At 39.6% G+C, this 22,948-nt stretch carries 17 protein-coding genes; 11 read left to right on the top strand and 6 right to left on the bottom strand.

Going from position 1 to position 22,948, the window contains the following annotated elements:
- Positions 1-3 precede the first annotated feature (3 nt).
- From RBH95_RS06075 to RBH95_RS06060, 4 genes are all read left to right on the top strand, one after another.
- A complete protein-coding gene (locus tag RBH95_RS06075; RefSeq protein ID WP_307901792.1) occupies positions 4-2,412 on the top strand; it encodes a 3-hydroxyacyl-CoA dehydrogenase/enoyl-CoA hydratase family protein in 2,409 nt (802 codons plus the stop codon).
- A 69-nt stretch (positions 2,413-2,481) separates the two neighbouring features.
- The gene (locus RBH95_RS06070; protein WP_307901791.1) at positions 2,482-3,672 is read left to right on the top strand and encodes an acetyl-CoA C-acyltransferase; all 1,191 of its coding nucleotides are present in this window, start codon (positions 2,482-2,484) and stop codon (positions 3,670-3,672) included.
- Positions 3,673-3,727: 55 nt separating this feature from the next.
- A complete protein-coding gene (locus tag RBH95_RS06065) occupies positions 3,728-4,081 on the top strand; it encodes a four helix bundle protein (RefSeq protein ID WP_307901790.1) in 354 nt (117 codons plus the stop codon).
- Between the two features lie 41 nt (positions 4,082-4,122).
- Positions 4,123-5,925, top strand: coding sequence for an acyl-CoA dehydrogenase family protein (locus tag RBH95_RS06060; RefSeq protein ID WP_307901789.1), 1,803 nt, complete (start codon positions 4,123-4,125; stop codon positions 5,923-5,925).
- Between the two features lie 95 nt (positions 5,926-6,020).
- On the opposite strand, the gene RBH95_RS06055 is transcribed toward RBH95_RS06060, so the two are convergent.
- Together RBH95_RS06055 and RBH95_RS06050 are read right to left on the bottom strand one after the other, a co-directional pair.
- Positions 6,021-7,301, bottom strand: coding sequence for a M56/M15 family metallopeptidase (locus tag RBH95_RS06055; protein ID WP_307901788.1), 1,281 nt, complete (start codon positions 7,299-7,301; stop codon positions 6,021-6,023).
- A gap of 133 nt (positions 7,302-7,434) precedes the next feature.
- Complete coding sequence (locus RBH95_RS06050) at positions 7,435-7,809, bottom strand: BlaI/MecI/CopY family transcriptional regulator (protein WP_053978392.1); 375 nt, start codon at positions 7,807-7,809, stop codon at positions 7,435-7,437.
- Positions 7,810-7,917: 108 nt separating this feature from the next.
- On the opposite strand from RBH95_RS06050, the gene RBH95_RS06045 reads away from it, so the two are divergent.
- A complete protein-coding gene (locus tag RBH95_RS06045; protein WP_307901787.1) occupies positions 7,918-8,778 on the top strand; it encodes a hypothetical protein in 861 nt (286 codons plus the stop codon).
- Between the two features lie 100 nt (positions 8,779-8,878).
- Here RBH95_RS06045 and RBH95_RS06040 read toward each other — a convergent pair whose 3' ends face one another.
- The gene (locus RBH95_RS06040; RefSeq protein ID WP_307901786.1) at positions 8,879-9,904 is read right to left on the bottom strand and encodes a hypothetical protein; all 1,026 of its coding nucleotides are present in this window, start codon (positions 9,902-9,904) and stop codon (positions 8,879-8,881) included.
- 206 nt (positions 9,905-10,110) lie between these two features.
- Between RBH95_RS06040 and RBH95_RS06035 the strand changes: the two genes are divergently transcribed.
- The gene (locus RBH95_RS06035; protein WP_307901785.1) at positions 10,111-10,590 is read left to right on the top strand and encodes a DUF6265 family protein; all 480 of its coding nucleotides are present in this window, start codon (positions 10,111-10,113) and stop codon (positions 10,588-10,590) included.
- 3 nt (positions 10,591-10,593) lie between these two features.
- Here RBH95_RS06035 and RBH95_RS06030 read toward each other — a convergent pair whose 3' ends face one another.
- Positions 10,594-12,393, bottom strand: a complete 1,800-nt coding sequence (locus RBH95_RS06030; RefSeq protein WP_307901784.1) for a glycoside hydrolase family 15 protein — start codon at positions 12,391-12,393, stop codon at positions 10,594-10,596.
- A 90-nt stretch (positions 12,394-12,483) separates the two neighbouring features.
- Between RBH95_RS06030 and RBH95_RS06025 the strand changes: the two genes are divergently transcribed.
- Together RBH95_RS06025 and RBH95_RS06020 are read left to right on the top strand one after the other, a co-directional pair.
- The gene (locus RBH95_RS06025) at positions 12,484-14,694 is read left to right on the top strand and encodes a bifunctional alpha,alpha-trehalose-phosphate synthase (UDP-forming)/trehalose-phosphatase (protein WP_307901783.1); all 2,211 of its coding nucleotides are present in this window, start codon (positions 12,484-12,486) and stop codon (positions 14,692-14,694) included.
- An 11-nt stretch (positions 14,695-14,705) separates the two neighbouring features.
- A complete protein-coding gene (locus RBH95_RS06020; RefSeq protein ID WP_307901782.1) occupies positions 14,706-15,281 on the top strand; it encodes a YdeI family protein in 576 nt (191 codons plus the stop codon).
- On the opposite strand, the gene RBH95_RS06015 is transcribed toward RBH95_RS06020, so the two are convergent.
- Together RBH95_RS06015 and RBH95_RS06010 are read right to left on the bottom strand one after the other, a co-directional pair.
- A complete protein-coding gene (locus RBH95_RS06015) occupies positions 15,278-16,744 on the bottom strand; it encodes a magnesium chelatase (protein ID WP_307901781.1) in 1,467 nt (488 codons plus the stop codon). The genes RBH95_RS06020 and RBH95_RS06015 overlap by 4 nt on opposite strands.
- 38 nt (positions 16,745-16,782) lie before the next feature.
- The gene (locus RBH95_RS06010) at positions 16,783-17,910 is read right to left on the bottom strand and encodes a VWA domain-containing protein (protein WP_307901780.1); all 1,128 of its coding nucleotides are present in this window, start codon (positions 17,908-17,910) and stop codon (positions 16,783-16,785) included.
- 221 nt (positions 17,911-18,131) lie between these two features.
- Between RBH95_RS06010 and RBH95_RS06005 the strand changes: the two genes are divergently transcribed.
- The 3 genes from RBH95_RS06005 to ccoN all read left to right on the top strand — a co-directional run bounded on the left by RBH95_RS06005 (position 18,132) and on the right by ccoN (position 22,948).
- Complete coding sequence (locus RBH95_RS06005; protein ID WP_307901779.1) at positions 18,132-20,504, top strand: heavy metal translocating P-type ATPase metal-binding domain-containing protein; 2,373 nt, start codon at positions 18,132-18,134, stop codon at positions 20,502-20,504.
- A 62-nt stretch (positions 20,505-20,566) separates the two neighbouring features.
- Entirely contained in the window at positions 20,567-20,755 is a 189-nt protein-coding gene (gene ccoS / locus RBH95_RS06000) for a cbb3-type cytochrome oxidase assembly protein CcoS (protein ID WP_053990350.1), read from the top strand.
- A 3-nt stretch (positions 20,756-20,758) separates the two neighbouring features.
- Complete coding sequence (gene ccoN / locus RBH95_RS05995; protein ID WP_307901778.1) at positions 20,759-22,948, top strand: cytochrome-c oxidase, cbb3-type subunit I; 2,190 nt, start codon at positions 20,759-20,761, stop codon at positions 22,946-22,948.

Raw genomic sequence — 22,948 nt, 5'->3', positions numbered from 1 at the left:
TAAATGAGCAAACGTATCATAAAAAAAGTGGCCGTTATAGGCTCTGGAATTATGGGAAGCGGCATTGCTTGCCACTTCGCCAACATTGGCGTTGAAGTCCTACTATTGGACATTGTTCCCAGAGAACTTAACGACATCGAAAAAGCTAAAGGCCTCACACTAAACGATGCTGTCGTGCGCAACCGTTTGGTAAACGATGCCTTAAAGGCGGCCCTAAAATCGAAGCCATCCCCTATATATCACCAAAGTTTTGCAAACCGCATCCAAACTGGAAATCTTGAGGATGACATTGCCAAAGTGGCCAATGTCGATTGGATCATTGAAGTGGTTGTAGAACGTTTGGACATTAAAAAATCGGTTTTTGAAAACCTTGAAAAGTACAGAACACCAGGGACTTTAATCACGTCCAATACCTCTGGGATTCCTATCCATTTTATGAGTGAAGGCCGAAGTGAAGACTTCCAAAAACACTTTTGTGGAACGCACTTCTTTAACCCGGCACGCTACCTAAAATTGTTCGAAATCATTCCTGGGCCTAAGACCTCTCCTGAAGTCTTGGAATTCCTAAATGGTTATGGCGAACAATACTTAGGAAAAACTTCAGTAGTTGCTAAGGATACACCGGCCTTTATAGGTAACCGTATCGGGATTTTTGGCATCATGAGTTTGTTCCACCAAGTTAAGGAACTTGGTTTGACGATTGAGGAAGTTGATAAACTTACCGGACCCGTGATAGGAAGACCTAAATCGGCCACTTTCCGTACGGTAGATGTGGTTGGTTTGGATACCTTGGTACACGTAGCCAATGGTCTTTACGAGAATTGTCCAAATGACGAAGCCCATGAGCTATTTAAACTTCCGGGCTTTATCAGTACCATGATGGAAAACAAATGGTTGGGAAGCAAAACAGGCCAAGGGTTCTACAAAAAAGTAAAAGCCGATGATGGCTCGAGTGAAATCCTTTCCTTGGACTTGGACACTTTGGAATACCGTTCTAAAAAATCGGCAAAATTTGCCACTTTGGAACTTACCAAAACGGTTGATAAAGTTATTGACCGCTTCCCTATTCTGGTATCTGGTAAAGATAAGGCAGGTGAATTCTATAGAAAGAACTTTGCGGCCATGTTTGCCTACGTATCCCATAGAATCCCCGAAATCACCAATGAACTCTATAAAATAGATGACGCCATGAAAGCCGGCTTTGGTTGGGAACATGGTCCGTTTCAAATTTGGGATGCCATAGGGCTTGCCAAGGGTATTGAATTGATGCAACAAGAAGGTTTGGAACCTGCATCTTGGGTTAGTGACATGCTTTCCTCAGGAAGCACTTCCTTCTACACAGTGAAAGATGGCGCCACCTATTGTTACGATATTCCATCCAAAACGCAACTTAAAGTTCCGGGACAGGATGCCTTTATCATTTTGGATAACATCCGGAAATCCAATGTAGTCTTTAAAAACTCGGGCGTGGTGATTGAAGATTTGGGTGACGGTATTTTGAACTGTGAATTCCAAAGTAAAATGAACACCATTGGTGGTGATGTGTTGGCAGGAATCAACAAGGCTATTGATCTAGCAGAAAAGGATTTTGATGGTTTGGTAATTGGTAACCAAGGAGCCAATTTCTCTGTAGGCGCCAACATTGGTATGATTTTTATGATGGCGGTAGAACAGGAATACGACGAATTAAACATGGCCATCAAGTATTTCCAGGATACCATGATGCGCATGCGCTATTCTTCCATTCCAACCATTTCAGCCCCTCATGGTATGACTTTAGGTGGTGGTTGTGAGCTGTCACTTCATGCCGATAAAGTGGTAGCTGCTGCTGAAACTTATATGGGACTTGTAGAATTTGGTGTAGGTGTCATCCCTGGTGGTGGTGGTTCCAAGGAAATGACTTTGAGAGCTTCGGATACCTTCAGAAAAAATGATGTGGAATTGAATGTCCTACAAGAATATTTTATGGCTATTGGTATGGCAAAAGTGTCTACTTCGGCCTATGAAGCCTTTGATTTTGGCGTGCTCCAAAAAGGTAAAGATGTAGTAGTGGTTAATAAAGACCGACAAATTGCTACTGCTAAAGCCTACGCCCGACTTATGGCAGATCAAGGTTATACGCAACCTATCAAACGCAATGATGTGAAGGTGCTAGGAAAACAAGCTTTGGGTATGTTCTTAGTAGGAATTGACTCTATGCAGGCGGGTCATTACATTTCGGAACACGACAAAAAGATTGCCACCAAACTAGCCTATGTGATGGCAGGAGGCGATTTATCAGAAGCGTCATTGGTTAGCGAACAATATTTATTGGATCTAGAACGTGAAGCCTTCTTAAGTCTCTGTACCGAACGTAAAACGTTAGAACGCATTCAACATATGCTGAAAACAGGAAAACCATTGCGCAATTAGAATATAGAACCTAGACACAAGAACCAAGATCTCTTGACTCTTGATTCTAAAAATCTAAATACAAAAAACATGAAAACCGCATATATAGTAAAAGGATATAGAACCGCTGTAGGGAAAGCCCCTAAAGGAGTGTTCCGTTTTAAAAGGCCCGATGAATTGGCTGCGGAAACCATACAGTACATGATGGACCAACTCCCTGAATTTGATAAAACCCGTATTGACGATGTCATTGTGGGAAACGCCATGCCCGAGGCCGAGCAAGGTCTTAATATGGGCCGCTTGATTTCCCTCATGGGATTGAAAATTGAAGACGTACCGGGTGTGACTGTCAACCGCTATTGTGCCTCTGGTATTGAAACCATTGGTATTGCCACGGCAAAAATCCAAGCTGGGATGGCCGATTGTATTATTGCCGGTGGGGCCGAAAGTATGAGCTACATTCCTATGGGTGGCTACAAACCGGTGCCGGATTATGCTGCCGCCAAAGCTGGACATGAAGACTACTATTGGGGTATGGGATTAACCGCTGAAGCCGTTGCAAAGCAATTTAAAGTCTCCAGAACAGATCAGGACGAATTTGCTTTTAATTCCCACATGAAAGCCTTAAAAGCGCAGGCGGAAGACCGCTTTCAGGATCAAATTGTCCCTATTAATGTAGAACAGGTTTATATCGATGAACATGGTAAAAAGGCCTCAAAAACCTATACTGTTACCAAAGATGAAGGACCAAGAAAGGATACCAATCTAGATGCTTTGTCTAGGTTAAGACCTGTATTTGCTGCCGATGGTAGCGTAACAGCAGGGAACTCTTCACAAATGAGCGATGGCGCTGCTTTTGTAATGGTGATGAGCGAAGATTTGGTAAAAGAACTCAACTTGGAGCCTATTGCACGTTTGGTAAATTACGCCGCTGCCGGTGTTGAACCACGTATTATGGGAATTGGCCCAGTAAAAGCCATTCCAAAAGCCTTGAAACAAGCCGGTCTGAAACAAGAAGACCTCAGCCTTATAGAGCTTAACGAAGCCTTTGCGTCCCAATCCATAGCCGTAATCCGCGAATTGGAATTGAACCCAAACATCGTCAATGTCAATGGTGGAGCCATTGCACTAGGACACCCACTAGGATGTACAGGAGCCAAACTTTCCGTGCAATTGTTTGACGAAATGCGCAAACGTGATATGAAAGGCAAGTACGGTGCTGTAACCATGTGTGTGGGAACAGGGCAAGGTGCCTGTGGAATTTTTGAATTTTTTAATTAAAACTGAGGTAAATAGAACCAAGAATCAAGATCTAAGAACCTAGATAAAAGACTTTATGCACAACTTCAAAAAGCTAAAAATATGGAATGACAACATAACTTTAGTTTCTGAAACCTATAGCCTTACTAAAACATTTCCTGACTTTGAAAAGTTTGGACTTGCCTCTCAAATGAATCGTTGTGCTGTTTCTATCCCTTCAAACATTGCCGAAGGCTCTAGTAAAAGTAGCGGTAAGCATTTCAATAAATATTTGGAAGATAGTTTAGGATCTGCATTTGAATGGGAAACTCAATTAATAATTGCTTTTAATGCAGGTTATCTTTCGGAAAATACATTTAATCAATTAGAACAAAATATTAAACAATTACAAAAAATGATTTCAAGTTTTCAATCTGGTTTAGACAAGTGAGTCTTGACTCTTGAATCTTGTTTCTTTAATCTTTTAAATATATGGAAACTACAGAAAAAGATATTTTAAGAGGCGGACAGTTTTTGGTTAAGGAAACCAACTGTGACGACGTGTTTACTCCTGAAGATTTTTCAGAGGAACAACTAATGATGAAGGAAGCGGTTATGGAATTCAACGACCGTGAAATCATCCCCAATAAACCTAGGTTTGAGGCCAAGGATTATGCCCTAACCGAAGAGGTAATGAAAAAAGCTGGAGAACTTGGCTTTTTAGGGGTGGCCGTTCCCGAAGAATATGGTGGACTTGGTATGGGCTTTGTCTCTACCATGCTAACCTGCGATTATATTTCCAGTGGAACAGGTTCCTTCAGTACGGCCTTTGGAGCACATACGGGGATAGGTACCATGCCTATCACGCTTTATGGAACCGAAGAACAAAAACAAAAATATGTTCCTAGGTTGGCTACTGGGGAATGGTTTGGAGCCTATGCCCTTACGGAACCTGGTGCTGGTAGTGATGCCAATTCAGGAAAAACGACGGCCCAACTTTCAGAGGACGGGAAAAGCTATAAGATCAACGGACAAAAAATGTGGATCTCTAATGCGGGTTTCTGTAATATGTTCATTGTATTTGCGCGAATAGAGGATGACAAATACATCACTGGATTTATTGTTGAAAACGACCCTAATAATGGGATTTCCCTAGGGGAAGAAGAGCACAAATTGGGCATTCATGCCTCCTCTACACGTCAAGTATTTTTTAGTGATACGGAAGTACCTGTAGAAAATATGCTTGCTGGACGTGGAGAAGGTTTTAAAATAGCCATGAATGCCTTAAACATTGGTCGTATTAAATTGGCTGCCGCTTGTTTGGATTCACAGCGACGCATTACTACCACTGCGGTACAATATGCCACCGAGCGTAAGCAGTTCAAAACGCCTATTGCTAATTTTGGCGCTATTAAAATGAAAATAGCAGAAATGGCTACCAATGCCTATGTAGGCGAATCGGCCTGTTACCGAGCTGCTAAAAATATTGAGGATCGTATAGCCTTAAGAATGGAAGCCGGAAATTCCCACCAAGAAGCCGAGCTTAAAGGTGTCGAGGAATATGCCATAGAATGTTCTATTTTGAAGGTTTCCGTATCGGAAGATGTACAAAACTGTGCCGATGAAGGGATCCAAATTTTTGGAGGTATGGGATTCTCTAAAGACACGCCAATGGAAGCTGCTTGGAGAGATGCCCGTATTGCCCGTATTTATGAAGGAACCAACGAAATCAACCGAATGTTATCGGTGGGTATGCTGATTAAAAAAGCCATGAAAGGCCATGTGGACTTATTAGGACCTGCTATGAAGGTACAAGAGGAACTTATGGGTATTCCTTCGTTTGACACCCCAGATTATTCAGAATTGCTTTCAGAAGAAAAGGCCATGATTGCCAAACTGAAAAAGGTGTTCTTGATGGTTGCTGGAGCTGCGGTTCAAAAATTTGGGCCAGATTTGGAAGCACATCAACAATTGTTGTTGGCGGCATCTGATATTTTGATTGAAATCTACATGGCGGAATCGGCTATTTTAAGAGCTGAGAAAAATGCCAAACGCTTTGGAGAAGACGCGCAAGCTTCACAAATTGCCATGGCCAAACTGTATTTGTACCACGCCGTAACCACGATAGAGCAAAATGGACGTGAAGGTATTATTTCATTTGCACAAGGAGATGAGCAACGCATGATGTTGATGGGACTGAAACGTTTCACCAAATACGCAAACTACCCAGACATTGTTGCCTTACGCAATAGTATTGCCGAAAAGGTAACTGCCGAAAATAAATACTGCTTCTAAATATGTTCTGACTAATTCAAAATTTTAAGTTTACAGAAGCAGAAAAGCCAATTCATTAATTTGAATTGGCTTTTTTATTCTCTGTTGTTCAGAACCTATTTTTCGTCCCTAATTTCAAGCAACCCTTCATATAAGGAGGCAGCAATGTGTTCTTGATTATCTGAATCCAACAACATAGCCTTATCCCCTTCATTACTTAAAAAGCCCAACTCAAAAAGCACACCTGGACAATTGATATTTTTAAGAATTACCATACTCCCTGTTTGTATATCGCCTTTATCGAACAACGCTCCCAATTGATGTTCCAATAAGGTCTTCCCATATTTATGAGACGCCTCTGCATATTTACTATTTCGGTCAAAAATGACTCCTACCCCATTCTTAGAAGGATCACTAGCAGCATTACAATGTAAGCTGATAACCAAGTCTGGTTGTTGTTCATTGATAAATTGGGCTCTCTCCCCTAGCGTTAGAAATTCATCTGAATTCCTTGTTTCAATAATTTTCACTTTACTATTGCTTTTAGAAGCCAGCAATTGTGAAATTTTGAGCACTACGTCCTTTTCCATTAAAGTCCCAAGATCATGTCCGCCATGACCTGCGTCTACAACAACTACTAGTTGGTCCTTTCTTTCTGTAAATGAACTGAACACAAATACTCCTGTGGATAGCACCAGGGCTAAAGCAATTTTAACTGTTCGATTTGCGATTGATGATTTTGATTGATGTAACATATGAAGTCTATTTTTGGTTTGATTAAAATTAAAGCCGCTCGCAAAGGGATGTCCTTTCAATGCGCTGTTAAAATGAATAATTGCCTGGGAATAGTTAAGAGTATCAATCCCCGATTCAACTACACTCCTATCTGCCAAGTATTCGTGGTTTTGAATAATTGCCTTTTTGTACAACCATACAAATGGGTTGAACCAAAAAAAGCAGAGTATAATTTCAGTGTAGAGTACATCCAAAGTGTGTAGCTGCTTCCAATGGGCCATTTCATGCTTTACAACACTACTCTTGTAAATGGCATCTTCTAAACTTTCAGTATCAACAAACAAATAATTAAAAAAACTGAACGCTTCATCCTGTCCATCAATGGGCACCAACTTTAAATCCTCTATAAGGCCAGAATGCTGTTTTGTAAGCTTCAGAATATGCCTTAAATTTTTTAAAAACCTAAAAACAAAACATCCCGTAACGAGTATATATAAAACCAAGAGCCCTTTAATAGCCGTATTTGGTTTTAGCGTAATGTGTTCAACTGTCTGAACAGAAAGAATTTCGTTGGTCTGCAAACTATAATTTGAAGGTTCCAAAGTAACCTCAGCTAAATTAGGCACACTATTAAACATCTCAATTTCAAGTAAAGGCGCCAACAAACAAAGCGATAAGGAAACTAAAAGGAAAAAGCGGTTAAACAAAAAGCTTTTATGATACTTCAATAACAATGAAAAAATGCCAAATGAAGCTCCTAAACCCAATATTGAATAGAGTACATAATGCAACATCCTATTGTTTTTTTTGATTGATTTTCTCTTGAAGCATCTCTTGCAACTCTTCTAATTCCTGAATACTCAAATCAGTATTTTTTGTAAAGAACGAAGCAAACTGCGAAGAAGAATTATTAAAAAAGTGCTTGATCATGCCTTTCATTTGCCCGGAAAAATAGTCGTTCTTTTGAAGTATGGGATAATACTCCTTATCACGTCCCAACCTATTGAAACCTATATAATCCTTATCGCACATACGTTTCAACAAGGTTGAAATGGTGGTGTAGGCAGGGCGAGGTTCTGGAAATTGCTCTACGATATCTTTCATGAAGCCCTTTTTGAGGCTCCATAGATATTTCATGATTTGCAATTCCGATTTGTTCAGTTGTTTTATATCCACAATTATAGTTTTGATACTACAAATGTAGTAATATAATTTGCACATGCAAGTTTTCACCTACTTAATTCATAAACTTTATATCTTTAGCCTAAATACAAAATCATGAAGCGCTATTCTCTATTACCCATTTTATTGTGCATTACAACCGTAATTTATGCCCAACCCAATACCGATGTATTTCTGTTCGATATTGACCATTCCTCGGGTAAATTGGAACTTTCCAATATCCAAAATATTTCTAATAAGGAAGGTTATGACAACCAACCGTCGTTTCTAGATAACTACACCCTAGTCTTTTCTTCCACTAGAAATGGTCAAACCGATATAGCCCAATACAATTTGAAAACAGGTGAGACAACTTGGCTTTGTAACACCGAAGGCAGTGAATACTCCCCCATTAAAATCCCTGGTAAAAAAGCTGTTTCTTCAATCAATTTAGGATTGGATAGCAGCCAAAAATTATACAGCTACAGTTTGAATGATGACTCCTCGGAAGTTCTTATAGATAATTTACTGATTGGCTATCATGCATGGAAAGATAAAAACACCTTGTTTTTGGCCGTTTTGGAACCAGACATGCTTTCCTTGGTGGAATACAACCTAAAACATCACAAAGCAGATACCATCCAAAGAAATATTGGGCGCTCCCTTCTCAACATTCCAAACAGCAATTTAATTAGCTATGTTTCCAAAGAGAAACCACAATGGGAAATCCATTCTTTTAACCAAAAAACGCAAAAATTCACATTTATTGCCAATACACTAACAGATAGTGAAGATCTCGTCTGGTTAAATGACGGTACTATCCTAATGGCGAAGGATGACTACATCTATCACCTAAATCCTACACAAGGAAAAGAATGGGTTCAAATTGCAAGTTTAAAAGAGTTAAACCTTCACAACATTACTAGAATGGCGGTTAGTCCAGATGGTACAAAACTAGCGCTTGTTGCGGAGCGTTGAATTTTTTAAATTTATTGACTAAATCAGAATTCTAATATAAATTGGAAAAAGCCCATTCAAATTATTGAATGGGCTTTGATTTTTTATAAAGAATGGCACTCTAATTGTTTGGCCAATCTGCCCAAATACTGCAATGTCCAGCTTGATCTGTTTGAGTCACCTCTCTTCTAGGAACCGAATACACAGCGTTCATAAGTGCTGCCGGAGCAAAGTGTATATTAAAATGTCCATTATCAGGAAAGGCCATCCCAAAGTGTCCTTGAGACAAACCATGGCCTACTTCATGCAGAACTATAGTTTCAAAATCTACAACCCCCTCAAACAATTCATGATTTGGTGCATCCTGAAAATTAAAATTATCATTGATATAAATTTCCCTAAATGCAACATCATCCTTTCCATTACCATCAATATCTGAAGGTTGTCCATCTTCAAAATTAAGCCAAATAAAAGTGAAAGTCGCGCCAATAGTTCCACTACCTCCACCTAGCCCGTTGATATCTTCAAAAAAACTGGGCGGCAAGATTCCCCCGTGCAAAATAGTCCCTGGAATAATGCCATCAAATCCCCCATATCCCATAAAAAGCTGTATCAATCCAACATCCATTCCAGATGTTCCTAAAAATGGAATATCAAGGCCTTGAGAACAGGTCTCAGCATCCCAAATGGCCATACAATCCACAATGGCATCAAAAGTTTCTTGTTCTGTCATACCTGAAGAGGTGCCCAATTCCATATCATCAATCCAATAGGGAACTGCTGTTCCTCCAACATTTCTAAAATCATTAGGAACAAAATCGGATGTTAATTGCTTATTGCCCCTATCACTAAAAAAAGTTAAAGTTCTTCCTTCTTCCCCCATACCCAGAAACTCAATCTTCTCCAATAGTATTCCCTGTCCAGAAAGTGCTGTATTAATAGCAGACATAAATTCCCGAGCAGGATCATCATTATTGTTTCCCGAACGGGCTGTTTGATTTCTCACATTAGAACTTAGGTTTACCCTAATAATTTGATCTTCTAATGAAGTAGCGGCCTCCACATCTTTAGCTTCCAAAAATTCTCCTTCTTGACATGCAGTGAACATAATAGACACCACACAAAAGCATGCAACTAGTTTTTTCATTTTAAAATGATTTTTTGGTTAGTAAATAAAATTGCATAAATAAGCGCAGGTTAAATACAGCCGTGGGAAACGCTATTAAGGAAGAGTGTTAAATTTATAAAAAAAAGTGTATTTCACACTAACCACTTGAAATTAAATTAATTACAAAACAAAAAAAGAACCAAATCCAATCTATTCTCACTAACTTCCTTTATAAAATAAGATCTATGATTTCAAAATTATCCTTATTTCTGGTAATGTTAATTATTCCCTTTCTAGGCATCTCACAAACAATGGCTTTAGAACCCAAACTGGATAATATTTCTTGGATAGCAGGTAATTGGAAAGGCGAAGCCTTTGGAGGACAAACTGAAGAAAACTGGAGCGAACCTTCGGGAGGCTCCATGATGGCCACTTTCAAACTTATCAACGATGGTAAAGTCTCTTTTTATGAAATTGAAATCATACGCGAAGTCAATAATACCCTGATTCTTCAACTAAAACATTTTAAAAATGACTTAACTGGCTGGGAAGACAAAGACGAAACGGTAGATTTTCCCTTAAAAGAAATCACCCCTACAAAAGTTGTTTTTGAAGGGATGACCTTTGAAAAAATTAGCGACACCGAAATGAATGTCTACGTGGATATCCACAACAAATCGGGTGAAGTGGACACTGTGAAATTCAATTATAAAAAATCAAATTAAGGCTTAACGCATCTTATCCAATACACGTTCATCATCTGTAACATTAGACAAGTTGATAGCAGTTTCTATCAAAGCCAAATGGGAATAGGCCTGAGGAAAATTGCCCAACAAACGTTTGGTTTTAAAATCGATATCCTCACTAAACAAACCTAAATGATTGCTATAGGACAACAATCTATCAAACCATTGTTTTGCTTTTTGCACCTCTCCTATTTTATATAGACTATTAATGAACCAAAACGTACAGATGGTAAAAGATGAAGACGGCAAACCAAAATCGTCTCTATTTTTATAACGATAAAGGAGACCGTCATTACTTAAATCGCGTTCTATAGCATTTACGGTACTAATGTATTTAGGATCCCTTGCTTCAATAAAACCATAGGGCTCCATCAACAACACCGAAGCATCCAAATCGTGAGAGCCATAGGATTGTGTAAACGCTTTAGCTTCATCGCTCCAGGCCTTGCTCATTATGTCCTCTTTAATCTCTGCTGCAATTTGTTTCCATTTGGTTACTTTCCCTTGTTTATTCAATATTTCGGCCACTTTTATAGCTTTATCAACGGCAACCCAACATAACACCTTTGAAAAGGTGAAATGTCTATCCTCCGTTCTAAATTCCCAAATACCTTTATCGGCTTCTTTCCAGTGCTTATTGACTACCCAAACAATTCCTTTTGTTATGGTCCAAATCTCTTCGGTATGTTCAATATCCATAGAAAAGTTGATAAACTGTTGGTGAATGACATCCATTAAAATTCCATAAATATCATTTTGCTTTTGCTTATAAGCTGCATTGCCCACACGTACAGGACTGGAATTTTTATAACCACTTAAATGGTCCAAAGTTGTTTCGCTCAGACGCTTTTCTTTATTGATTCCATACATAATCTGCAGTTTCTCATCCTTATCCGGAATCAAATCCATGATGAACTTAAGATAGCGTTTAGCAATGTTTTTATGTCCTAACTGAGATACCACTTTAATCACCATAGAGGCATCCCTTATCCAACAAAACCTATAGTCCCAATTACGTACTTCCCCAATGGTTTCAGGCAAGGAGGTTGTAGCCGCAGCCAAAACAGCTCCGGTCTTGTCGTATGTTAGTAACTTGAGGGTCAAGGCACTTCTGGAAATCTGTTTTTGGTAACGTTTATATTTAGGAGTCCTATCCATCCAATTCAACCAATATACCTTGGTTCTCTGGTGTTCCAGATATACGCTTTCTACCGTAGTTTCGAATACCTTCTCATTATATCCCACCAAAAAATAGCCATCCTCTGTAAGTTCTATAGTGTCGCCATTAACAACCTTTTCTTTATCAAAATTGGTATACAGAAATAAAGTATCAAATCTCTCCCCGTAGGTCAAACTCACAATGAAGTGTTCCTTAATATAGATTTCCGTGACACCTTTGGCGTATTCTAGTTTAGGATTGTACTTTACCCTAAAGGTAGGTTTTCCTGATATATGATGGATATAGCGAATAATCTCGGGAGGCGCTTGATACCCTCCATTCGCCTTATAATAACGCGGCATAAAATCGTGGACTTCAAAAACATCGTTGCCCTGACTAAATCTAGTCACTAAAATTGTAGTATTCTCTATATAGTCTTGGGTAATGGTGTAAGTTTCGTCCACCAAAATCTCAAAGCTCCCCCCAATATTCTCATCCAGTAGTTTAGCAAATACCGATGACGAATCGAATTCTGGTAGGCAACACCACTCTATAGCACCTGTTTTTGAAATCAATGCAGCACTTCTGCAATTCCCTATAATCCCGTAATCTAAGTTGTTCATTAATTCTTTTTCTTTTTGATATGGAAAACGTTCAATTTTTCATTAAATTAACAAAATTCGCAGTATAAACAATTTTATAAATAAAATTTCATGAGTAAAACCATCATTGTATCCAATAGACTACCATTACAGGTTAAAATAGAACAGAATTCCTTAAATATTGTCCCTAGTGTTGGGGGCCTTGCCACGGGAATGAAATCGGTTCATGCTGATGGCAATGGCATCTGGATAGGATGGTCTGGTTTAACCGAAGAAGCTTTGGACGAGGCGCTTTCCAAAAAGGTGGACAATGCCATCAAAAAAGAAAAATGTGTCGCGGTTCCTCTTACGGAACAGGATGTGGAAAATTTCTATTATGGCTTTAGCAATAAAACCCTTTGGCCGCTATTTCATTACTTCATGGAATACACTGAATTTGAAAAGGATCAATGGGATTCCTATATTGAAGTGAACCAAAAGTTTGCAGATGTAGTGGTGGAAAACCTTGAAGATGGAGACACCGTTTGGGTTCATGACTACCAATTGTTACTGTTGCCGCAATTGATTAGAGATAAAAAGCCCAATACTACTATTGGATTCTTCTTGCACATCCCATACCCTTCCTATGAAATATTCAGAACCTTTCCATGGCGTGAGGAACTTTTAACAGGTATGTTAGGTGCCGACCTTTTAGGTTTCCATACCTACGATTACGAACGCCATTTTTTAAGTTCGGTAAAACGCATATTGCGATTGGATGTTAAGTTTAATAAAATTACATATGGCGATCGCACTGTAAAAGTAGACTCCTTCCCAATGGGGATTGACTATACCAAATTTCACGATGCAGCTTTACGCCACAACCAAATGGTTCCCACGGAAAAATCGGAATTGCAACGCCGCTTGGACGACCATATCCAGTCTACCAATGACGCTAAAATGATACTCTCCATAGACCGTTTAGATTATACCAAAGGTATCCCCAACAGGCTTAGGGCTTTTGAATATTTCTTGAACAAATACCCAGAATTTAAAGAAAAAGTAAGGTTGATCATGTTGGCCGTTCCTTCACGCTCCAATGTCCCACAGTACCAACGCCTAAAACGAGAGACCGATGAGCTTGTAGGACGTATTAATGGTGAATTTTCTACCGTCAGCTGGACTCCTATATGGTATTTTTATAGAGCCATGCCCTTTGAAAACCTAATAGACTTATATACCTCTTCTGATGTTGCCATTATTACACCACTTCGAGATGGAATGAACTTGGTTGCCAAGGAATATATTGCTACTAGAGTTAATGGTGATGGCGTGTTGATTTTAAGTGAAATGGCAGGAGCTTCCAAAGAAATGAATGAAGCCTTGCTTATCAATCCAAACAATTTTGAAGACATTGCCAACACCTTAAAACAGGCTTTGGAAATGCCTATGGAAGAGCAGCACAAACGCATTAAAATTCTTCAAAAGCGACTCAAGCGCTATACCGTTGAAAAATGGGCCGATGAGTTCATGAAATCTCTTAACGCCACTAAAGTAACAGAATCTGTTGCCGTGGCGAAGCGCTTGGACGATGCTGCTCAAACGGATATGTTTGCCAATTACAAAAAGGCCAAAAGAAAACTTCTGTTCTTGGACTATGACGGTACCTTAGTTGGCTTTAAAGACAACCCTAAAGATGCTAGTCCAGACAATGAGCTCTTTGCCCTTTTAGATAAATTAAGTGAACAGGAAAACACTGATTTGGTCATCATTAGCGGTAGAGATCAAGGCACCTTCAAAAAATGGTTTAACAATAAAAACTACAACCTTATCACCGACCATGGCGTGTGGCTAAAACGTCCCGAAACCAATTGGGAAGCACTGGAACATCTCAAAAATGACTGGATGGAAAATGTAAGGCCTATTTTGGAAACATTTGTGGATCGCACACCAGGTACATTCATTGAGACCAAACAATACTCCTTGGCTTGGCACTACCGCAAAGCAGATCCCGAGCTGGCACAAATTAGAACCATCGAGTTAAACACCGTACTAACCGGATTAATTTCCAATGATAACTTAAGCGTTCTTTCGGGTAATAAGGTTATTGAAATCAAAAACAGTAATGTCAACAAAGGCCGAGCTTGCTTGAGATTAATACCAGACGATACCTATGACTTTATTTTTGCCATTGGTGATGATTGGACCGATGAATATATGTTTGAGGAATTACCTGAATCGGCCTATACCGTTAAAGTAGCTTCCAAAACCACCAAAGCCAAATATTACATTAAGGACACCAATGAGGTTAGACAGTTACTTGAAAAATTTGTCAATGCTTAAAGCTTTGGAACATGTCCAACATTCCCGAATTATATTTTAAAACCCATATTGCATGGCGAGAATGGCTCATGGCTAACCACACCCAGTATGAAGGTGTACATTTAATTTTCTATAAAGTAAACCATGACATGGACAGTATGCGTTGGGAAGAAGCCGTTAAAGTAGCACTCTGTTTTGGATGGATTGACTCCACCGTAAAAAGCTTGGGAGATGGTAAACGGAAACAATATTTTACGCCAAGGAACCCTAAAAGTGTATGGAGCGCTTTGAACAAACGATACATTGAAGAACTTATGGAATCCAACCTAATGCATGAAAGTGGTCTAAAAACAATAAAAATTGCGAAGAACAACGGCAGTTGGACAAGTTTGGACGATGTGGAAAACGGCATCATCCCCAAAGATCTTCAACAAGCCTTTGAACAGCATCCACTAGCCTTTGAAAACTACCAAAACTTTGCGCCGTCCTATAGAAAAGGATATTTATATTGGTTGAACCAAGCCAAGCGTGAAACTACTAGGATCAAGCGCATTTCTGAAATTGTACACCTTTGCGCCAACAATATTAAAACTAGAGGGGGCTATTAAATGCCCCCAAAAAAACTACCGTAAGGATCCTTAAACTGAATCCCCTCGGTAAATCGAAATTTGCTCAACTGCTTAAACTCTACCAAGGCCCATAGCACAAACTCCTTTACAAAATATTTTTCGGAAGGTTCTATATCTGGTACATAGGCGTTCAATAAAGTGTCCAATGGGGCTATGCTATCCAACATGGCTTTATAATCTCTATCAGGTACATCGTCCAACAATTCAAAACCTTCCTTTTGATTGAAAAACCAAGATACAATATCATCATAAGGAGTAACATCGGTCTCCTTTTTCAATTTTTCAATCTTTGGAAAGATTTCAACAAACAATGATTTTACGGCGTCACCTATTAGGTTGTAGGCCACTACCGAAGCCCCTTCCTGCTCTCCTTCATACACCAATTCTACCTTTCCTGTTATAGAAGGAATGATACCCATAAAATCACCCATGCGCACGGTTGTTGTGGCATCCTCACATTGCAATGCTCGGCGCTCGGCTGTACTCAATAAATTCTCATAGGCCGTAATTCCTAAACGGGCACTTACACCACTTTTGGCATCTATATATTCACTATCCCTAGCTGCAAAAGCAACCTGCTCCAATAAATCCTTTGCCAATTCTGGAATTAAAATGTTTTTGGACTGTCTGGAATCCAATTTGGCTTCCTGTTGGGTAATTAACTTTGCGGTCTCAATATCTTGAGGGTAATGCGTTAATATTTGTGAACCTATACGGTCTTTGAGTGGAGTCACAATACTTCCTCTGTTGGTATAATCCTCCGGATTTGCCGTAAAAACGAATTGGATATCCAAAGGCAAACGCAGTTTAAAACCACGTATTTGAATGTCCCCTTCCTGAAGAATATTAAATAAGGCTACTTGAATCCTTGCCTGCAAATCCGGTAGCTCGTTAATGACAAAAATACAGCGATTGGCTCTTGGAATCATCCCATAATGGATGACGCGGTCATCGGCATAACTCAATTTAAGGTTAGCTGCTTTAATTGGGTCTACATCCCCAATAATATCAGCTACCGTAACATCTGGTGTTGCCAATTTTTCAGCAAAACGTTCACTGCGATGCAACCATACAATAGGGGTATCATCGCCTTTCTCCTTAATAAGTTCATGGGCATACCTAGACAAGGGCCTTTGAGGGTCGTCATTGATTTCTGAACCTTTTACCACTGGAATATATTCGTCCAATAAATTAACCATCAAACGAGTCAATCGTGTTTTTGCCTGCCCCCTTAACCCCAATAAATTAATATTGTGTCGAGATAAAATGGCCCGCTCCAATTCTGGAATGACCGTATGCTCATAGCCGTGTACACCTTCAAAAGTAGGTTCATCCCCTTTAAGCTTTTCAATAAGGTTATTCCGCAGCTCATCTTTAATGGATTGGTATTTGTAACCTGCTTTTTTTAAAGCCCCCAAAGTGGTAATCTCTGTTCTGTTCATATATTGGTGTCTAGTATTGGTTTATCTTAGAAGTAATGCTACCCCCTAATTCTTTTCTTTCTATTGGTTTCATAATCCTCAAAGATCATTTCACCTAAACCTTTTAAACCTGTATAAAAGGCCTTTCCTTGGTTGGCATAGGTAAACTCTCTTACAAATTGCATTAAGTAATTGTCTTGAGCAATCATAAATGTGGTGATAGGAATATGCAGTTTTCTAGCTTGTTGCGCCATAGCATAACACTTGTTAACAATGACCTCGTCCAATCCGTAGCTATTTTTGTAATATTCTCCATTTGGTAAATGCAAACAACTAGGCTTTCCATCGGTAATCATGAAAATCTGTTTGTTTGTATTTCGCTTACGTCTCAACAAATCCATTGCCAATTGCAACCCTGCTACGGTATTGGTGTGATAGGGTCCAACTTGCAAATAAGGTAAATCCTTAATTTGAATTTGCCATGCATCATTACCAAATACTAAAATATCCAAAGTGTCTTTTGGGTACCTCGTAGTAATTAATTCGGCCAATGCCATAGCTACTTTTTTGGCTGGGGTAATACGATCTTCCCCATAGAGAATCATACTGTGGCTGATATCAATCATTAAAACCGTACTCATTTGGGATTTGTGAAGGGTTTCCTCCACAACCAAATCGTCCTCCGACAGGCTAAAATTTCCCAGCCCATGGTTAATTTGAGCATTCTTAAGACTTTCAGTCATAGAAACACGGTCCAAAGCATCTCCAAACTGGTATTCCCGATAATCGCCAGTGTGCTCATCGCCTATTCCCGGACTTTTACTTCTATGGTTACCCTGGCCGCTACGCTTGATCTTTCCAAAAATTTGGTCCAAGGCAGCTTTTCTTATGGCTTGTTCTGTCTTTGATGTAATCCCCATACCTCCTTCTCCGTCAGGGCGCAGTTCTTCCCTGATATAGCCCTTCTTTTTAAGGTCTTCAATAAAATCATCGATGTTGTAATCCTCGGAAGTTAGATTGTATTCCTTATCCAATTGCCTCAACCAATCGATAGCCTCATCAAAATCACCTGAAGTATGGGTTATCAATTCCATAAAAATCTCTAGGAGCTTATCAAATATAGATTGCTCCGGTGCCTCATAGCTTTTAAAGACAAAGCCCTTAAAAATGTAACTGTTTGTTTTCATAGCCCTATAAAATTACAATTTTTTGACATGCCATCCGAATTTCCAGCCATCGGTTCTCTATAAACACGGCATGGCTTCCCCTGCTCAAAAAGGCCATCAAAACCAACTGATATACAAACAAATACACCTTTCAACAAGCACTACAGAATCAAACATGATAATTATCATATTATATTTTTCCTTATCTTTTAACCTTTGTTTAACAGATTAAACAAAAATTCATGGAGGGCTTAACCTGCTATCATTGTGGCGATTATTGCAATTCCAACACAATTACTTTAGACCAAAAAGTATTCTGTTGTAATGGCTGTAAGACGGTTTACGAGATTTTCTCGGATAACGGATTGACCTGTTACTACGATTTTCAATCGGCTCCAGGGGCCACTCCAAAAATCCAACAGCACAAATACGATTTCCTTTCGGAAGCGGCCATTATAGAAGAGCTTACCGACTTTAATGATGAAGATGTACAGATTACCACCTTATACATACCACATATCCATTGTAGTTCCTGTATATGGATATTGGAAAACCTCAACAAGCTCAACAGTCACATTAGCAGTTCCCAAGTTAATTTTGGTAAAAAAACGGTAACGGTCACCTATAATAGCGAGGCCTGTTCGCTTAAGGAATTGGTATTGCTTTTAAGCAGCATTGGTTATGAACCTTATATAAGTCTTGAGGATTTTAAAAACAATAAAAAGCAGACAGACCGTACCTTAATCTATAAGTTAGGGATTGCCGGATTTGCCTTTGGGAATGTGATGTTTTTATCATTCCCAGAATACTTTGAAGTAGGTGAATATTGGCTGGAGCAATACAAAGTAGTGTTTAGATGGCTCATGTTCGCTTTCTCCCTTCCAGTGGTATTTTATGCAGCTCAAGACTATTTTATTTCCGCCTATAAAGGCTTACGATCTAAGCTTCTAAATATTGACGTGCCCATAGCCTTGGGGATAGCCGTCCTTTTCCTTAGAAGTACCATTGAAATAACATTTGATTGGGGCAGTGGCTTTTTCGACAGTCTTACCGGTTTGGTGTTCTTTTTATTGGTGGGGAAGTTTTTTCAACAGAAAACCTACTCTTTCCTGTCTTTTGAACGCGACTACAAATCTTATTTCCCTATAGCCGTGACCAAAGTTGAAAACGGTTTGGAAACCAACATTCAGGTATACGACATCAAAAAAGGAGACCGTCTACTCATAAGAAATGAAGAGTTGATTCCGGTTGACGGTATTCTTTTAAAAGGCGATGCCGCCATCGACTATAGTTTTGTAACGGGCGAGTCCAAAAAAGTAAAAAAAGTTTCTGGAGACAAACTCTTTGCGGGAGGCAAACAAACCTCAGGACTTATTGAAATGGAAGCCGTAAAGCCCGTAGAACAGAGTTACCTTACCCAATTGTGGAGCAATGAGGTGTTTCAACAAGACAAAGAACACCGCTTTACCACTTTAACCAACACCATTAGTAAACATTTTACCATTGCCGTATTAAGCATTGCCTTTATTGCTACCTTGATTTGGTTAGTCGTCAACCCAAGCAAAGCCATGAATGTTTTTACGGCAGTCCTTATCATTGCCTGCCCCTGTGCCATTGCATTGGCCGCCCCTTTTACCTTAGGCAATATTCTGCGAATTTTTGGCAAGCAAAAATTTTACCTTAAAAATGCGTCGGTTATTGAGCAGCTGGCAGACATCAACCTGATTATTTTTGACAAAACAGGAACCATCACTTCGGGGAAACATACGCAAGCTGTATATGATGGCATGCCCTTAACTGCACAGGAAGAAGGCCTTCTAAAAAGTACGGTTCGCAATTCCAACCATCCCTTGAGCCGTAACCTGTATCAATTATTAAAAGAACACAATATCTTACCTCTAGGGCATTTTGAAGAACACCCGGGACAGGGGCTTGAAGGGGGCTTTAAAAGTGACCTTATTAAAATAGGCTCTGCCAATTTTGTTGGCAAAACAGAAAATTCTCCGGTTTTGGAAACGAGTGTCCACATAAGTTCTAACAATGTGTACAAGGGTAAATACACGTTTTACAACAATTACCGGAAAGGACTCACGCAACTTTTTAATCTGTTAAAAAAAGAAAACGATTTAGTTATACTGTCGGGAGATAATGATGGAGAAAGCGACAACCTCAAAAAGCTTTTACCAGCCAAAACAAAATTGATCTTTAACCAAAAGCCAGACGACAAACTGGAATATATCAAACACCACCAAAGTGAAGGTGCCAAAGTATTAATGGTAGGTGACGGTTTGAACGATGCTGGAGCCTTGGCCCAAAGTAATGTGGGAATAGCCATTTCAGAAAATGTCAATGTATTCTCTCCTGCCTGCGATGCTATTTTGGATGCCTCGAAATTCAAGCATTTGTACCAGTACATCCAAACATCTAAAAAAGCAATACAAATCATCAAGTGGAGCTTTATGCTATCCTTGGTATATAACCTTATAGGACTCTTTTTTGCGGTAACCGGACAGCTGTCTCCTGTTATTGCGGCCATATTAATGCCTTTAAGTTCTATTAGCATAGTAGTGTTTACCACTATTGCCACCAATATGCTGGGCAAAAAACTAAATTAAAATTACAGGATTATGAAACTAAGCAAATTAAACCCTAAATTTAAGTATCAATTCACCACGTTATGAGTGTTTTATACCTACTATTAAGTATCAGCATTGTGGTTGCTGTTGTGTTTTTCTTCGCCTTTATTATGGCGGTTAGAAAAGGACAATACGACGACAGCTATACACCCTCCATACGCATGCTCTTTGAAGACGAGCTTGTAAAAGATGTACAAAAACCTTCAGTTAAACAAAAAAAGACCAATTAAATTATGGAAGTAGAACAATTTTATTACGATAATAAAATCGTTAAAAAATTCCTCACAGCAACCATGCTCTGGGGTGTTGTTGGAATGCTTGTAGGCCTCTTGCTGGCATTCATGTTTATTTTCCCAAACCTAACCGATGGCATCTCTTGGTTGAGTTTTGGACGTTTGCGTCCATTGCATACCAATGCCGTAATTTTCGCCTTTGTAGGAAACGCCATTTTTGCTGGGGTATACTACTCTTCGCAACGACTTCTTAAGGCACGAATGTTCAGTGACACCCTAAGTAATATTAACTTTTGGGGCTGGCAGTTAATCATTGTTTCGGCCGCCATCTCACTACCTTTAGGTTTCACCACTTCCAAAGAATATGCTGAATTGGAATGGCCTATCGACATTGCCATTGCCGTAGTATGGGTAGTTTTTGGATGGAACCTTATCGGAACCATTCTAAAACGTAGACAACGCCATATGTACGTAGCCATTTGGTTCTACTTGGCCACCTTTGTAACGGTTGCAGTACTACACATCTTTAACAGTTTGGAATTACCAGTTAGTGGGCTAAAAAGTTACTCAGTATATGCCGGAGTGCAGGATGCCTTGGTACAATGGTGGTATGGGCACAATGCTGTTGCCTTTTTCTTAACCACGCCGTTTTTAGGATTGATGTATTATTTTGTACCAAAAGCTGCCGACAGACCAATTTACTCGTACCGTTTGTCCATCATCCACTTCTGGTCCTTGATTTTTATTTATATCTGGGCTGGTCCTCACCACTTGTTATATACAGCGTTGCCAGAATGGGCGCAAAACCTAGGGGTTGCCTTTTCAGTAATGCTTATCATGCCTTCTTGGGGAGGGATGATCAACGGGCTACTTACATTGAGAGGCGCTTGGGACAAAGTACGTATTGACCCTGTATTGAAATTTATGGTGGTAGCCATTACAGGTTACGGGATGGCAACTTTTGAAGGGCCTACACTTTCCCTTAAAAGTGTCAATGCCATTGCTCACTTTACAGACTGGATTATTGCTCACGTACACGTAGGAGCTTTGGCTTGGAACGGGTTTATGGCCTATGGAATGATTTATTGGCTTATACCGCGTTTGTACAAAACCAAATTATATTCTGTTGGATTAGCCAATTTCCATTTCTGGATTGGAACCTTAGGAATCATCATCTACGCCCTTCCAATGTATGTGGCTGGATTTACCCAAGCCAGTATGTGGAAACAATTTAATCCAGATGGTACTTTGGTATACGGTAACTTTTTGGAAACTGTAACCGAAATCATGCCCATGTACTTAATGCGTGCCATTGGAGGAAGCCTTTATGTTATTGGAATCTTGATTCTGGTTGTAAATATTATTGCCACTATTGTAAACTCCAAAGCTTCGGTTACCGATGAATTGGCAGAGGCACCAGCCCTTCAACCTGTTTCTAAACACCGCGTTGCAGGTGAAGGTTACCATACATGGTTGGAGCGTAAACCTGTAAAATTGACCATCTACGCAACGATTGCTATCCTTATTGGAGGTATTGTCCAGATAGTCCCTACTATTATGGTTAAATCCAATATTCCAACCATTAGTAGCATTCAACCTTACACACCTCTAGAATTGGAAGGTCGCGACATATACATCCGTGAAGGTTGTGTGAGCTGCCACTCCCAAATGGTGCGTCCTTTTAGAAGTGAGGTAGAACGTTATGGAGAGTACTCCAAAGCCGGAGAATTTGTGTACGACCATCCATTTTTATGGGGAAGTAAGCGTACCGGGCCAGACTTACACCGTTTGGGCCAAAAATACTCAGACAACTGGCATTTAAACCATATGTACGATCCACAGAGTACCTCATCTGGGTCCATTATGCCAAGATACCCTTGGTTGATTAGAGATGAATTGGACAAATCCCAAACGGAAGCCAAAATGCGAACCATGGTGAAATTGGGGGTACCATATACCGATGAGGATATTGCCAATGCCCAACAGCAAATGCTAGAGCAAGGAACTCAGATTGAAAAGAACCTGTATTCCGATCCCGATTTTGCCGAAAGCTATGAAGCCGATAAAAAATCTGGAGGCGCTGATTTTGTAGAAATGCGCAATCGTGAAATTGTAGCATTAATTGCCTACCTGCAACGTCTAGGAACAGACATTAAAGTAAAACAGGATGTATCATCCAGTTCAAACTAA

It is taken from the genome of Mangrovimonas sp. YM274, assembly GCF_030908385.1.
In the GTDB taxonomy this organism is placed as follows: domain Bacteria; phylum Bacteroidota; class Bacteroidia; order Flavobacteriales; family Flavobacteriaceae; genus Mangrovimonas_A.
The sequence above is the reverse complement of the archived record's forward strand: the minus strand, read 5'-3'. Positions and strand labels throughout refer to the sequence as shown.